The sequence below is a fragment of the Mycobacterium sp. IDUB_1 genome, from assembly GCF_055419625.1.
Genome location: NZ_JBVAYA010000002.1, coordinates 416,873 through 430,023, shown reverse-complemented (window position 1 = coordinate 430,023; position 13,151 = coordinate 416,873). Strand labels below are relative to the sequence as shown.

Sequence of the window (13,151 nt, the reverse complement as noted above, 5' to 3'; positions counted from 1 at the left end):
GATGGCTTCCATCGTAGGCCCCGGCGGCGTCGCGACCGAACCGGCCGAGGCGGCTACTCCCCCCGCAGTTGCGGGTCGGCCTCGAGATGGGTCAGGCCGTTCCACATCAGGTTCACCAGATGCGCGGCTACCACTTCTTTCTTCGGCTCGCGTGTGTCGAGCCACCACTGCGCCGACATCGACACCGAGCCGACGAGCGCCTGCGCGTACAGCGGCGCGAGGTCGGCATCGAGGCCGCGGCGCGAGAAGTCTCCGGCCAGTATCGACGACACCTGGTTGACCGCGTCGTTGAGCAGCGTCGAGTACGTGCCCGCGGTGATGCTCGCCGGCGAATCGCGGATCAGGATGCGGAACCCGTCCGTGTGCTCCTCGACGTAGGTCAGCAGCGCCAGCGCGACCCGCTCCAGGCGCACCCGGGACCGGTTGTTGGTCAACGACGACGTGATGCCGTCCAGCAGCGCCGACATCTCACGGTCGACGACGACGGCGTACAGACCCTCCTTGCCGCCGAAATGCTCGTAGACGACGGGCTTGGAGACGTTGGCCCGCAACGCGATCTCCTCGATCGACGTGCCGTCGAAACCGCGCTCGGCGAACAGCGACTTCGCGATCTCGATGAGCTGCTGACGACGCTCGCTACCGGTCATCCTGGCGCGCGGGGCGCGCACGTCCTTGTCGGGAGCTGGCACGCCGTTCAGGGTAAACCGCGGCACCTCCGCGTACCGTCAAGCTCCGTGATCACGCTGGATCGGCTGATCAACGTTCTCGGCGGGTACGGCGTCCGCTGGCACGCCGGCTCGGCGGACCGCTCGACCGAACTGCGCAGCGTCGTGCTGCCCGAGACCGTCGACGGTCGCACGGTGCCCGGCGACGTGCTGCTCGCCGTCGGAGCGACGACGGGCGCCGAGGCGCTGCAGTGGGCCGGTGCCGCGGGGTCGGTCGTCGTCCTGACCCGCCGCACGGACGCCGGTGACGCCGAGGGCATGGCGGTGCTGGTGGTCGACCCGGCGGTGCCGTGGAGCGACGTCGCCGCGATCGTGTACGGCCTCGTGCTGGAAGGTCGCGAAACGGAGTCCGGACGCGGGCCGACCGACCTGTTCGCCCTCGCCGACAGCCTGGCCGCGGCGGTGGGCGGCGCGCTCGTGATCGAGGACCGGCGCTCGCAGGTGCTGGCGTTCTCCCGCGATCAGCGCGATGCCGATCCGCCGCGGGTCGCGACGATCCTGGCCCGGCAGGCGTCGGCCGATGTCCGAGAGACCTTCGCCGGCGTGTTCGAGCATCTGTCGACCTCTGACGAGCCGGTGTTCGTGCCCGCCGACCCGAGCACCGGCCGTACGGGACGCATGGTCGTGGCGGTACGCGCCGGCAAGCACCTGCTCGGCTCCGTGTGGGTGGCCTGCCCCGAACCGTTGACCGGCGCGCGGCTGCGCGCACTCAGCGATGCGGCGCACACCGTCGCGCTGCACCTGCTGCGATCGCGTGCCAGCGCCGACCTGGAACGTCAGGTGGAGTCCGAGCTGGTGATCCGGCTGCTCGAGGGAACACCTGACGCAGCGACGCTGGCCAGCCGGCTCGGGCTGCCGCCCGCGGCGCTGCGGGTGATCGCGCTGCGTGCCCACGACGGCGGCCGGCGACACGCGGCGCTGCTGCAGGCCTTCGAGCGGGCGACATCCGGTTTCGGCTGGTCCCGTCCGTCCCGTAGCGCGTTGGCCGCCACCACCGTCTACACCGTGCTCGCCGCGGACGAGGCAGCCGTCGCCCGCGCCTGGGTGCAGGAGCTGATCAGCGCGCTGCCGCCGCAACTACGCGTGCAGGCCGGGATCAGCGCGCCCGCGACTGCCGGCGACCTGGCCGCGGCACGCACCGAGGCCGACGAATGCCTCGCGCTGCAGGAGAACACCGGCTCTGCCGTCGCACCCGCCTACGACGAATCGTGGAACGACGTCGTCCTGCAGCGCCTGCGCTCGGCCGCGAACGCGGGCCGCAATCCGCACCGCGGCGCCGTCGCCGAACTCCGGACCCACGACGCGGAGCACGGCACGGCGTACGAGGCGACGTTGCGGGCCTGGCTGCAGGAGCGCGGCGATCCGGCCCGCATCGCTGCGCGGCTGGGCGTGCACGAGAACACCGTCCGCTACCGCATGCGACGGATGGCCGAGCTCACCGATCTGCATCTCGACGACGCCGACAAGAGGTTCGCGATGATGATCGAGCTCGCTGTGCACGACTGACTCGCTTGTCGAGCGCCGACAGTTCGGCGCTGCCCGATTGTCGCCCCAGCACAACACCCGGCTGTCCTTTCCGGCTGACCATGGACTCACGGTCATCGAACAGGAGGACGTCATGTGGGCCAGGTCAGGGATGGACGGCGGTCCCCGATCGGTCGTGGTCGTCGGCGCGGGCATCGTCGGCCTGTCGACGGCGTGGTTCCTGCAGGAGCGAGGCGTCGACGTGACGGTCGTCGACCGCACAGGGGTGGCCGCGGGCGCGTCGTGGGGTAACGCCGGCTGGGTCTCGCCCGCGCTGACCACGCCGCTGAACTCGCCGTCCGTGCTGCGCGAGGGGCTACACGCACTCGCCGACCCCTCGGCTCCGCTGCACATCCCGCTGCGGGCCGACATGTCGCGGGCGCGCTTCCTCGTGCGGTTCGCCGCGCACTGCCGTCCCGGCCCCTGGCAGCGCGCCGCGGATGCCGGTGCGGTGCTCAACGACGAAGCGATCGAGACGTTCGACGTGCTGGTGTCCAACGGTGTCGACGCCCCGGTGACCGATACGTCGATCTCGGTGGCGTTCCGCGACGCCGATCGCGCGGCCGCATTCGGCCGCGATCTGCACGGCTGGCTGACCGGTCGACCGACCGCGGTCGAGATCCTGACCGGCGCCGCGCTGCGCGAACGCATGCCGCTGGCCTCGCCGAACGTCGCGACAGTGGTCGACATCGCGGGTCAGCGCTTCGTCGACCCCGGCCGTTTCACCACCGCGCTCGGCCGCGCCGTCGCCGCGCGGGGCGCCGTGCTGCACACCGCAGAGACCCTCGGCGTCTCCCCCGACGGCGCCGGGGTGCAGGTGCACCTCAGAGGGGCAGAACCGCTGCGGGCCGACGCCGCGGTGCTCGCCGCCGGCGCCTGGCTGCCCGCGCTGACCGACCGTCGGGTGCGGGTGGCGCTGCAGGCAGGGCGCGGCTACTCGTTCACCGTGCCGGTGGAGCGGCCGCTGCCGGGACCCATCTACCTGCCCGAGGCGCGGGTGGCGTGCACGCCCTACCGGGGAAGGCTGCGGGTCGCCGGGACCATGGAATTCCGTCGTCCCGACGAGGCGCTGTCGATCCCTCGCGTCGACGCGATCGTCGCGGCAGCCGCACCACTGCTCGACGGGGTCCGCTGGCACGACCGCACTGATGTGTGGGTCGGCTCGCGGCCTGTGACCGACGACGGCATTCCGTTGATCGGCCAGCTCGACCGCGGCGTGTACGTGGCCGGTGGGCACGGCATGTGGGGGCTGGCGCACGGCCCCGCCACCGGACGTCTCCTCGCCGAACAGATCGTCACGGGCAAGGTGCCCGAGGCGGCGCGCGCCTTCGACCCGCTGCGCAGACGCTGACCCACCCTCGTCACGAGGGTTCCACCGGTCGTCAGGGGCGGTGCCGTGACCCGCCCCTGACGACGATCCCCCACCTCCGGAAGGACACCCCATGACCAGCACTGTCTGGATGACGCCACACACCCGCACCGCCCTGGAGGCCGAGTTGGCCGAGCTGCTAACGGTGCCACGCTCCGGCTCCGACCGCACCGGCGAGCTCGTCGACGCCTGGCTGGCGCGCAAGCAGCGCATCCGCGACATCCACGAACTGCTCAGCCGATCGGCAGACGCCCAGACCCCGCCCGACGACGGAGTCGCCGAGCCCGGCATGGTGCTCACCGTCCGCTTCGATGACACTGACGAGAACGAGACGTTCCTGCTCGGCACCGTCGGCACCACCGACGACGAGCTCGATGTCTGCACCGCCGCGTCGCCGCTCGGCAGCGCTCTGCTCGGCGCGACACCCGGCAGCCGCTGCATGTATCGGCTGCCGACGGGACGCACTGTCGGAGTCACTCTGTTGGCGGCCGTTCCGTTCGGTCAGCACCGCTTCGCAGGGCAGGGGGCCGACCACGCGATGGGCTAAAGTCGCACGCGTATCTCGTCACCGATCCGTCGTGGTGTAATCGGCAGCACCTCTGATTTTGGTTCAGATAGTTCAGGTTCGAGTCCTGGCGACGGAGCGTCACGAGAGCTCACCGCTGCGACTGTGCGGATCGATACGGCGCAGCCGGCGTGTCCCGGATGAACCTGCACACTCGACAGGCAGGAGCCGCGATGACGCGTGACGCAGCCGTCCTCATCCTCGCCGCGGGAGCCGGCACGCGGATGAAGTCCGACACACCCAAAGTGCTACACGCCCTCGGCGGGCGCAGCATGCTGTCCCACGCCCTGCACGCCGTCGCCGGGGTCGGGCCGACGCACCTGGTGGCGATCGTCGGCAAGGATCGCGAACGGGTCGCCCCGGCCGCGCTGCAGATCGGCGAGACCATCGGCCGCCGGGTCGAGATCGCCGTGCAGGAGGAACAGCGGGGCACCGGGCACGCCGTCGCCTGCGGGCTGTCCGCGCTGCCCGAGGACTTCACCGGAGTCGTGGTCGTCACCTCCGGCGACGTGCCGCTGCTGAACTCCCACACGCTGGACCAGCTGATCGCCGCCCACAGCGCGGCCGGAGCCGCGGCCACCGTGCTCACGACGACACTGGCCGACGCCACCGGCTACGGCCGCATCCTGCGTACCCAGGACGGCGAGGTGATCGGCATCGTCGAGCAGGCCGACGCCACCCCGGCACAGCAGGCCATCCACGAGGTCAACGCCGGGGTGTACGCGTTCGACGCGGAAGAGCTGCGCTCGGCGCTGAGCCGGTTGCGCTCCGACAACGCCCAGCACGAGCTCTACCTCACCGACGTGTTCGCGATCGTGCGCGGCGACGGCCTACCCGTCCTCGGCCAGCACATCGACGACGCAGCGTTGGTGGCCGGCGTCAACGACCGCGTGCAGTTGGCCGCGCTCGGCGCCGAACTGAACCGGCGCGTCGTCGCGGCCCACCAGCGCAACGGAGTGACCGTCGTCGATCCGGCCACGACGTGGATCGACGTCGACGTCACGATCGGGCTCGACACCGTGGTGCGCCCAGGAACCCAACTGTTGGGGGCGACTGCGGTCGGCGCGCGGTGCGAGATCGGACCCGACAGCACACTGACCGATGTCACCGTCGGCGACGGAGCCTCGGTGGTGCGCACCCACGGCTCGGAGTCGGTCATCGGCGCCGGCTCCACCGTCGGACCGTTCACCTACCTGCGCCCCGGCACGGTCCTGGGCGACGACGGCAAGCTGGGCGCGTTCGTCGAAGCCAAGAACGCGACGATCGGCACCGGCACGAAAGTGCCGCACCTGACCTACGTCGGCGACGCGGACATCGGTGAGCACAGCAACATCGGCGCCTCGAGCGTGTTCGTCAACTACAACGGCGAGACCAAGAGCCGGACGACGATCGGCTCCCACGTGCGCACCGGCTCGGACACGATGTTCGTCGCTCCGGTCACGATCGGCGACGGGGCGTACACGGGCGCGGGCACGGTGGTGCGCGACGACGTGCCGCCGGGCGCACTCGCGGTGTCGGCGGGCCCGCAGCGCACGATCGAGGGTTGGGTGGAACGGAAACGACCCGGCAGCGCGGCTGCGAACGCGGCAGCAGCAGCGCGCGCAGCAGCCGAAACTACCGGCGAGTAGCAATTCGTCGCCGATTATTGGCATTCTGGTAACCCGCCGACGTGCGCGCGACCCCGCTACGTACGATGGCCCGAGAATCGACTGCGAGAAGCCGAGGGCAGCCCGTGAGCCACGACTGGACCGACAACCGCAAGAACCTGATGCTCTTCTCGGGTCGGGCGCACCCCGAACTCGCCGAGCAGGTCGCCAAGGAACTCGACGTTCCGGTCACCGCGCAGACCGCACGCGACTTCGCCAACGGCGAGATCTTCGTCCGCTTCGACGAATCGGTGCGAGGCAGCGACGCGTTCGTGTTGCAGAGCCATCCCGCGCCGCTGAACACGTGGCTGATGGAACAGCTGATCATGATCGACGCGCTCAAGCGCGGCAGCGCCAAGCGGATCACCGCGATCCTGCCGTTCTATCCCTATGCGCGTCAGGACAAGAAGCACCGCGGCCGCGAGCCCATCTCCGCACGTCTGGTCGCCGACCTCTACAAGACGGCCGGCGCCGACCGCATCGTCACCGTCGACCTGCACACCGACCAGATCCAGGGCTTCTTCGACGGTCCCGTCGACCACATGCGAGCGCAGAAGCTGCTGTGCGGCTACATCGGTGAGAACTATGCCGACCACGACATGGTCGTCGTCTCCCCCGACTCCGGCCGCGTCCGCGTCGCCGAGAAGTGGGCCGACAGCCTCGGCGGTGTCCCGCTGGCCTTCATCCACAAGACGCGCGACCCGCTGGTGCCCAACCAGGTCAAGTCCAATCGCGTGGTCGGCGACGTGCGCGGCAAGACCTGCATCCTGACCGACGACATGATCGACACCGGCGGCACCATCGCCGGGGCGGTGAAGCTGCTCAAGCAGGACGGCGCGGGCGACGTGATCATCGCCGCCACCCACGGCGTGCTCTCCGACCCGGCGCGCGAACGTCTCGCCGACAGCGGGGCCCGTGAGGTCATCGTGACCAACACGCTTCCGATCGGCGAAGACAAGATGTTCCCGCAGCTGACCGTTCTGTCCATCGCTCCGCTGCTGGCCAACACGATCCGCGCGGTGTTCGAAAACGGCTCGGTGACAGGGCTCTTCGACGGATCGGCATGAGCGCGCGCATCCTGCACAACCCGCGATGCACCACGTCGCGCAAGGCGCTGGAGATGTTGCGCGACGGCGGAATCGAACCCGAGGTGGTGCTCTACCTCAAGAACCCGCCGACGCGCAGCGAGCTGGCGGCGATGATCTCCGACGCCGGCATCGACGTCCGCGCGGCCGTGCGCACCCGCGAATCGCTCTACACCGAACTCGGGCTGGCCTCGGCGTCCGACGACGAGCTGCTCGACGCGATGGTGGAGCATCCGGTCCTGATCGAGCGGCCGTTCGTCGTGACCACCAAGGGCACCCGGCTGGCCCGCCCGCTGGAGCGCGTTCGCGAGATCCTGTGACAGCGCGACGAGTGTTCGCGGCGGCCGCCGCAGCGCTGACCCTGACCGCGTGCACGCCGGAAGCCCCTGACTACCAAGCGGTCTGGTCGACGACGAGCGCACCCGCCCCGTCCCCGCAAGCGTCGAACGGGCCCGCGGCGCCGGTCCCCATCGCCGCGTTCCTCGAACAGGCCGGGGTGACCGGCCAACCTGTCGCCCCCGACAGGGTGACCGATCTGACGGTGACCATGCCGACCCCGCCGGGCTGGCATCCCTACCAGAACACCAACCTCGCGCCCGGCACCCGGATGATCGCCAAGGGCGACACCTACCCGACCGCGATGCTGATGATGTTCGAGCTGACCGGGAATTTCAACATCGCCGAAGCGCTCACCCACGCGAACGTCGACGCGCAGATGAGCCAGAACTTCCGCCAGCTGGGCGCCGCCACGACGGACTTCGACGGCTTCCCCTCATCGATGATCGAAGGCAGCTACGACCTCAACGGCGCGCGGATGCACAGCTACAACCGCATCGTCATCGCCACCGGGGCCGCGCCGAAGAAGCAGCGCTACCTCATCCAGTTCACCGTGACGGGATTCGCCGACAAGGCGGCTGAGGAGGCGGCCGACATCGAGGCCGTGATCAGGGGCTTCACGGTGAAGGTCCCCGCACCGCCCGCACGCTGAGTGCGCCTGGAGCCTTCCTAGAGTGTTGCCATGAGCGACTGGACCGCAGCCGACCTGCCCTCGTTCGCCGGCCGCACCGTGATCGTGACGGGCGCCAACAGCGGACTGGGCCTGGTGACCGCCCGTGAACTCGCCCGCGTCGGGGCACGCACCATCCTCGCGGTGCGCAACGTCGACAAGGGCCGCGACGCTGCGGCGACGATGTCCGGCGACGTCGAGGTGCGCCGGCTCGACCTGCAGGACCTGTCGTCGATCAGAACGTTCGCCGACGGCGTCTCCGGCGTCGACGTGCTCGTCAACAACGCCGGCATCATGGCCGTCCCCTACGCGCTCACCGTCGACGGATTCGAGAGCCAGATCGGCACCAACCATCTCGGCCATTTCGCGCTCACCAACCTGCTTCTGCCGCGGTTGACCGACCGGGTGGTGACGGTGTCGTCGTTCATGCACATCTTCGGCTACATCAGCCTCGCCGACCTCAATTGGAAGTCGCGGCCCTACCTCGCCTGGCCCGCCTACGGTGCGTCGAAGCTCGCGAACCTGCTGTTCACCAGCGAGCTGCAGCGCAGACTCACCGCCGCCGGCTCCGCGGTCCGGGCAGTGGCCGCCCATCCCGGCTACTCGGCCACCAACCTGCAGGGCCACACCGGCAACCGGTTCGGCAGCCGGGTCTGGGACGCGGGCAACGCATTCTTCGCCACCGACGCCGACTACGGGGCGCGACAGACGTTGTACGCGGTCGCCGAAGACGTGCCCGGCAACACGTTCGTCGGCCCGCGGTTCTCGATGCGCGGCCCCACCGGGGCCCACTGGCGCACTCCGCTGGCGCGAAACAGCGGCAAAGCCGCCGGCTTGTGGACGCTGTCCGAGCAGCTCACCGGGGTGGAATTTCCGCTCTAGCCGGGTGCTGGGCTACCCTGGTCGACGCATCACGGCGAGGGTGGTCTGCCAGACCGCCGTTATCGACGGGACGATCATCTGCAGTTCGTGTCGCCCTTGCCGTGTCCATCACCACCGGCACAGGAGTACCGACATGGCGCGCAACGCCCCGAACAATCTGACCGCTCAGGTCCGCAGCACCACCGGCAAGGGCGCATCGCGCCGTGCCCGCCGTGAAGGCCGCGTGCCCGTGGTGCTCTACGGCCACGGCACCGACCCGCAGCACCTCGAGCTCGACAGCCGCGACTTCGCCGCCGTGCTGCGCAACGCCGGCACCAACGCCGTGCTGACACTCGACATCGCCGGCACCGAGCAGCTCGCGCTGACCAAGTCGCTGGAGATCCACCCGATCCGCCGCAACATCCAGCACGCCGACCTGCTCGTCGTGCGCCGCGGCGAGAAGGTGACCGTCGAGGTCAACGTCGTCGTCGAGGGCGAAGCGGCACCCGGCACGCTGGTCACCCAGGAAGCCAACGCCATCGAGATCGAGGCCGACGTCCAGTCGATTCCCGAACAGCTCACCGTGTCGGTCGAAGACGCCCAGGAGGGCACCCAGGTGCTCGCCAGCCACGTCGAGCTGCCCTCGGGTGTGACGCTGGTGTCCGATCCCGAGCTGCTGGTCGTCAACGTCATCGCCGCGCCGACCGAGGAAGAGCTCGAGGCCGAGGGTGGCGGCGAGTCGCTCGAAGAGCAGGCCGAAGAGGCCGAGGCTGAGACCGAGGGCGGCGAGGACGCGCCCGCCGACGGCGACTCCGAGTAGTCGCCGACATGGCCGAACCCCTGCTGGTGGTCGGCCTGGGCAACCCGGGGCCTCAGTACGCCCTGACCCGGCACAACCTCGGTTTCCTCGTCCTGGACGTCCTCGCCGACCGTGTCGGCGAGACGTTCAAGGTGCACAAGAAGTCCGGGGCCGACGTGGCCACCGGGCGGCTGGCCGGCCGCCCGGTGGTGCTTGCCAAGCCGCGTGTGTACATGAACGAATCCGGGCGCCAGGTCGGACCGTTGGCCAAGTTCTATTCGGTCCCGCCGCGCGATGTGATCATCGTGCACGACGAACTGGACATCGACTTCGGCCGTATCCGGCTCAAGTACGGCGGCGGCGTGGCCGGCCACAACGGCCTGCGGTCAGTCGGATCGGCGTTGAGCACCAACGACTTCCAGCGAGTGCGGGTCGGCATCGGCAAACCGCCGGGCCGGCAATCGGGGGCGTCGTTCGTCTTGGAGCCGTTCAACGCCCGAGAGCGACCCGAGGTCGCCGTGATCTGCGAGCAGGCCGCTGACGCGGTCGAACTGCTGATCACCCAGGGCCTGGAGCCGGCCCAGAACGTCGTGCACGCCTGGGCTTAACCGCTGCGCGTACCGCGAATCCCGCTGCCGACGTGCTTCACCGGCTTGTGCGGGAAACGCTTGAGCGCATGCTCTTCGGCTGCCGAACCCGGGATGACGTAGAGGTTTTCCTGCTTGTCCTGTAGCGGTTTGAGTACCAGGTCCATGAACGCCTTGCGGTCGTCGAGGTAGGGCTCGATGACCTCCTCCCCCGCCGGGCACACCGCCAGGCAGTAGGCGGCCTTGTAGTTCGCTTTGAATGACAAGCTCTGCCACATAGAGGCGTTCTCGGAATCGGTGACCCGGGAACGGAAGTCGTCGCCGTCGGCGCTGTCGGCGACGGTTTCCACCCAGTCGGTGAAACCGCCCATGAACTCGCGGTAGTTGTGCACCGAGCACGCGACGAAGTCGAACCCGCCGTCCTTCTTGATCGCCCCGACCGGGCATGCCGCCACGCACAGCTTGCACTCGAGACACGGCGAATAGTCGAGCGGCGTGTCGTAGGAGGAGATGTCACTCGCGACCAGGATGGTCCCGAGCAGGATGAAGTTGCCGAAGCGGGGATGGATCACGTTGCGGTGGATGCCCATCACCCCCATACCTGCGGCGACCGCGACGGGTTTGTGGGCCACCACCCAGATGCGGCCCGGGTAACGGTCCATCTCCATCGGGAAGGTCGCCGACGGATTGATCACCCGATGGCCGGCGTCCTGCAGCAGTCGTGTGATGCGGTGGGCCGCCTCGTTCATGATCTCGCCGCTGCGGTGGAATTCCTGGTTCGCGACGCTGCGAGCGGTGGAGCGCACGTTGTCGCGGTTCATCTTCACCACCAGCGACAGATAGCTGACTGCGCCCGGCAGCGCCGCCTGCACGTGCTCGACCTCCGAGGCCAGAGCGGGGTTGTCGACGCGAGCGAAGCCGACGTCGTCGACGCCGGCCTCACGGCAGACCGTTCGCAACCAGTCGGCGTCGATCACACCGGGCGGCTGGGACGGCCGCTCTCGCACCGCACGGACGGTCGGGTGCGCGGCGAGCCGCGGCGGCAACTTCTGCACCATGCTGAGTATGCTACACAATACTCAGCATGGTGGTCAGTCCGTGGTGCGCCGCCGGTAGGCAGCCAGCGCGAACGGCGCGAACACTGCCGTCAGCGCCAGCGACCACAGGATCGTCGACAGCACCGGATGATGTAGCGGCAGTTGGGCATCCGGTGCCGCCGGACCGCCGTTGCCCCACAATTCACGCATCGCCTGCGCCAATGACGACACCGGATTCCACTCGGCGATGACACGCAGCCAGTGCGGCATCGGTTCGGTGGGGACGAAGGTGTTGGCCAGGAACGTCACCGGGAACAGCACGGTGAACATCACCCCGTTGACCGCCTCGACCGTGCGCATCAGCGACCCGATCAGGATGCCGAACCAGATCATGCCGAAGCCGAAGATCAGGATCAGCGCGAAAGCCAACACCGCTTCGGCGACGCTGCCGCGGATGCGCCAGCCGATGGCCAGGCCCGTCAGCGCCATCACCAGCACGCCCAGCGACGAGTGCATCAAGCTCGCGATGCTGCGCCCGATCAGCACCGACGACCGCGAGATCGGCAGAGAGCGGAAGCGGTCGATGATGCCCTTCTCGACATCGGCGGTGATGCCCGATGCCACGACGAACGCCGAGAACACGATGGTCTGCGCTTGAATGCCAGGCAGCAGGAACTCGCGGTAGGACGCGCCGCCGGTGTTGGTGATCGAGGCACCGAACACGAACGCGAACAACAGCACGAACATGATGGGTTGCGCGGTGACGTCACTGAGCATCTCCGGCATGCGCTTGGTGTGGATCATGTTGCGCTTCACCATGATCCACGACTGCTGCGCGATGTTGGTGGGATGTGTGCGCACCGCCTGGGCGTCGCCTTTCGGGCGGTGGGTGTCCAACGCGGTCATGCGCCGACCTCCTCGGTGTCGTCGGTACGGTGCCCTGTCAGGTTCAAGAAAACGTCGTCGAGGCTGGGCCGCGACAATCCGATGTCGTCGACGGCGATACCTCCGTCGCGCAGCCAGCCGGCGACGGCGATCATGTCGTCGAGCCCGTCCGCCGAGGCGGTCAGCCTACGGGCGGGCGCGTCGACGTGGACCTCGGCGCCCGTGCGGCGCAGGACATCCTGCGCCGCAGACAGATCCGCCGCGTCACCGACGGTGATCACCAGGCTGGCGCGCCCCGCCTGCTGCTTGAGCTGCAGTGGAGAGCCTTCGGCGATGATGCGGCCCCGGTCGATAACGACGATGTTGTCGGCCAGTTGATCGGCCTCTTCGAGATACTGCGTGGTCAGCAGCAGCGTGGTTCCATCAGCGACCAACTCGCGCAACACCTCCCACAGTTCACTGCGGCTTCGGGGATCCAGTCCCGTGGTCGGCTCGTCGAGAAACAGCACAGGAGGAGAGGCGAGCAGGCTGACCGCGAGGTCGAGGCGCCGCCGCATACCGCCCGAGTAGGACTTGACCACCCGGTCACCGGCGTCGCTGAGCGAAAACTGCTGCAGCAGTCGGTCACCGAGCTTGTCGAGCTCTTTGCGGCGGATGCCGTAGAGGCCGCCGATCATCCGGATGTTCTCCCGCCCGGTGAGCAGCTCGTCGACGGTGGCGACCTGTCCGGTGAGGCCCATGTGGCGGCGGACCTGATCCGGCTGGGTGCGCACGTCGTACCCGGCCACGCGCGCCGTACCGCTGGTGGGCTCGGTCAGCGTCGTCATCATGCGCACCGTGGTGGTCTTGCCGGCGCCATTGGGGCCGAGCAAGCCGAGCACAGTCCCGGGCGGAACGGCGAAGCTGACGCCCCCGACCGCGGTGTTCTCGCCGAAGCGTTTGACCAGCTCGATGGCTTCGATGGCCGATTCCATACCCCGACGGTATCCGCGGGCCCCGACATCCGGCCAATGCTTTAGGCCGCGAACGTACGCGTCGCGGGAGAGGGGCGTCGCGGGAGAA

At 69.2% G+C, this 13,151-nt stretch carries 14 protein-coding genes and 1 tRNA gene; 11 read left to right on the top strand and 4 right to left on the bottom strand.

Annotated elements, in window-relative coordinates; all coding sequences use genetic code 11:
- Positions 1-53: 53 nt before the first annotated feature.
- The gene (locus ACZYYX_RS14975; protein ID WP_335330772.1) at positions 54-647 is read right to left on the bottom strand and encodes a TetR/AcrR family transcriptional regulator; all 594 of its coding nucleotides are present in this window, start codon (positions 645-647) and stop codon (positions 54-56) included.
- Between the two features lie 87 nt (positions 648-734).
- Here ACZYYX_RS14975 and ACZYYX_RS14970 point away from each other — a divergent pair, with 87 nt between their 5' ends.
- From ACZYYX_RS14970 to pth, 11 genes are all read left to right on the top strand, one after another.
- Complete coding sequence (locus tag ACZYYX_RS14970) at positions 735-2,231, top strand: PucR family transcriptional regulator (protein WP_463815300.1); 1,497 nt, start codon at positions 735-737, stop codon at positions 2,229-2,231.
- A 112-nt stretch (positions 2,232-2,343) separates the two neighbouring features.
- Positions 2,344-3,600 (top strand): NAD(P)/FAD-dependent oxidoreductase, encoded by a 1,257-nt coding sequence (locus tag ACZYYX_RS14965; protein WP_463815299.1) that lies wholly within the window; start codon positions 2,344-2,346, stop codon positions 3,598-3,600.
- Between the two features lie 91 nt (positions 3,601-3,691).
- Positions 3,692-4,165 carry a GreA/GreB family elongation factor gene (locus ACZYYX_RS14960; protein WP_463815298.1) on the top strand — a complete coding sequence of 158 codons (474 nt, stop codon included), beginning with the start codon at positions 3,692-3,694 and terminating at the stop codon, positions 4,163-4,165.
- Positions 4,166-4,190: 25 nt separating this feature from the next.
- Positions 4,191-4,262: transfer RNA gene (locus tag ACZYYX_RS14955), tRNA-Gln, on the top strand.
- 94 nt (positions 4,263-4,356) lie between these two features.
- Complete coding sequence (glmU, locus tag ACZYYX_RS14950; protein WP_463815297.1) at positions 4,357-5,811, top strand: bifunctional UDP-N-acetylglucosamine diphosphorylase/glucosamine-1-phosphate N-acetyltransferase GlmU; 1,455 nt, start codon at positions 4,357-4,359, stop codon at positions 5,809-5,811.
- A 104-nt stretch (positions 5,812-5,915) separates the two neighbouring features.
- The gene (locus tag ACZYYX_RS14945; RefSeq protein ID WP_335330756.1) at positions 5,916-6,896 is read left to right on the top strand and encodes a ribose-phosphate diphosphokinase; all 981 of its coding nucleotides are present in this window, start codon (positions 5,916-5,918) and stop codon (positions 6,894-6,896) included.
- On the top strand, positions 6,893-7,234 hold the full coding sequence (arsC, locus tag ACZYYX_RS14940; RefSeq protein WP_463815296.1) for an arsenate reductase (glutaredoxin): 342 nt from the start codon (positions 6,893-6,895) through the stop codon (positions 7,232-7,234). Before ACZYYX_RS14945 ends, arsC begins: the two co-directional genes overlap by 4 nt.
- Complete coding sequence (locus ACZYYX_RS14935; protein WP_463815295.1) at positions 7,231-7,902, top strand: LpqN/LpqT family lipoprotein; 672 nt, start codon at positions 7,231-7,233, stop codon at positions 7,900-7,902. Before arsC ends, ACZYYX_RS14935 begins: the two co-directional genes overlap by 4 nt.
- Before the next feature lie 30 nt (positions 7,903-7,932).
- Positions 7,933-8,802 carry an oxidoreductase gene (locus ACZYYX_RS14930; RefSeq protein WP_463815294.1) on the top strand — a complete coding sequence of 290 codons (870 nt, stop codon included), beginning with the start codon at positions 7,933-7,935 and terminating at the stop codon, positions 8,800-8,802.
- 133 nt (positions 8,803-8,935) lie between these two features.
- A complete protein-coding gene (locus tag ACZYYX_RS14925) occupies positions 8,936-9,601 on the top strand; it encodes a 50S ribosomal protein L25/general stress protein Ctc (protein ID WP_463815293.1) in 666 nt (221 codons plus the stop codon).
- 8 nt (positions 9,602-9,609) lie between these two features.
- Positions 9,610-10,188: an aminoacyl-tRNA hydrolase gene (gene pth, locus ACZYYX_RS14920; RefSeq protein ID WP_463815292.1), complete on the top strand. Its 579-nt coding sequence runs from the start codon at positions 9,610-9,612 to the stop codon at positions 10,186-10,188.
- Here the strand turns inward: pth and ACZYYX_RS14915 are convergent.
- The 3 genes from ACZYYX_RS14915 to ACZYYX_RS14905 are packed head-to-tail and all read right to left on the bottom strand — an operon-like array spanning position 10,185 to position 13,063.
- Positions 10,185-11,225: an epoxyqueuosine reductase gene (locus ACZYYX_RS14915; protein ID WP_463815291.1), complete on the bottom strand. Its 1,041-nt coding sequence runs from the start codon at positions 11,223-11,225 to the stop codon at positions 10,185-10,187. The two genes, pth and ACZYYX_RS14915, sit on opposite strands and share 4 nt — an antisense overlap.
- A gap of 33 nt (positions 11,226-11,258) precedes the next feature.
- On the bottom strand, positions 11,259-12,110 hold the full coding sequence (locus tag ACZYYX_RS14910) for an ABC transporter permease (protein WP_463815290.1): 852 nt from the start codon (positions 12,108-12,110) through the stop codon (positions 11,259-11,261).
- The gene (locus tag ACZYYX_RS14905; protein ID WP_463815289.1) at positions 12,107-13,063 is read right to left on the bottom strand and encodes an ATP-binding cassette domain-containing protein; all 957 of its coding nucleotides are present in this window, start codon (positions 13,061-13,063) and stop codon (positions 12,107-12,109) included. Before ACZYYX_RS14905 ends, ACZYYX_RS14910 begins: the two co-directional genes overlap by 4 nt.
- Positions 13,064-13,151: the final 88 nt, after the last annotated feature.

Coding starts and splice junctions, on each gene's coding strand:
- ACZYYX_RS14925 (WP_463815293.1), top strand. CDS start 8,936: ATGGCGCGCAACGCCCCGAACAATCTGACCGCTCAGGTCCGCAGCACC.
- ACZYYX_RS14965 (WP_463815299.1), top strand. CDS start 2,344: ATGTGGGCCAGGTCAGGGATGGACGGCGGTCCCCGATCGGTCGTGGTC.
- ACZYYX_RS14930 (WP_463815294.1), top strand. CDS start 7,933: ATGAGCGACTGGACCGCAGCCGACCTGCCCTCGTTCGCCGGCCGCACC.
- ACZYYX_RS14975 (WP_335330772.1), bottom strand. CDS start 647: ATGACCGGTAGCGAGCGTCGTCAGCAGCTCATCGAGATCGCGAAGTCG.
- ACZYYX_RS14960 (WP_463815298.1), top strand. CDS start 3,692: ATGACCAGCACTGTCTGGATGACGCCACACACCCGCACCGCCCTGGAG.
- ACZYYX_RS14915 (WP_463815291.1), bottom strand. CDS start 11,225: ATGGTGCAGAAGTTGCCGCCGCGGCTCGCCGCGCACCCGACCGTCCGT.
- ACZYYX_RS14910 (WP_463815290.1), bottom strand. CDS start 12,110: ATGACCGCGTTGGACACCCACCGCCCGAAAGGCGACGCCCAGGCGGTG.
- ACZYYX_RS14905 (WP_463815289.1), bottom strand. CDS start 13,063: ATGGAATCGGCCATCGAAGCCATCGAGCTGGTCAAACGCTTCGGCGAG.
- glmU (WP_463815297.1), top strand. CDS start 4,357: ATGACGCGTGACGCAGCCGTCCTCATCCTCGCCGCGGGAGCCGGCACG.
- pth (WP_463815292.1), top strand. CDS start 9,610: ATGGCCGAACCCCTGCTGGTGGTCGGCCTGGGCAACCCGGGGCCTCAG.
- arsC (WP_463815296.1), top strand. CDS start 6,893: ATGAGCGCGCGCATCCTGCACAACCCGCGATGCACCACGTCGCGCAAG.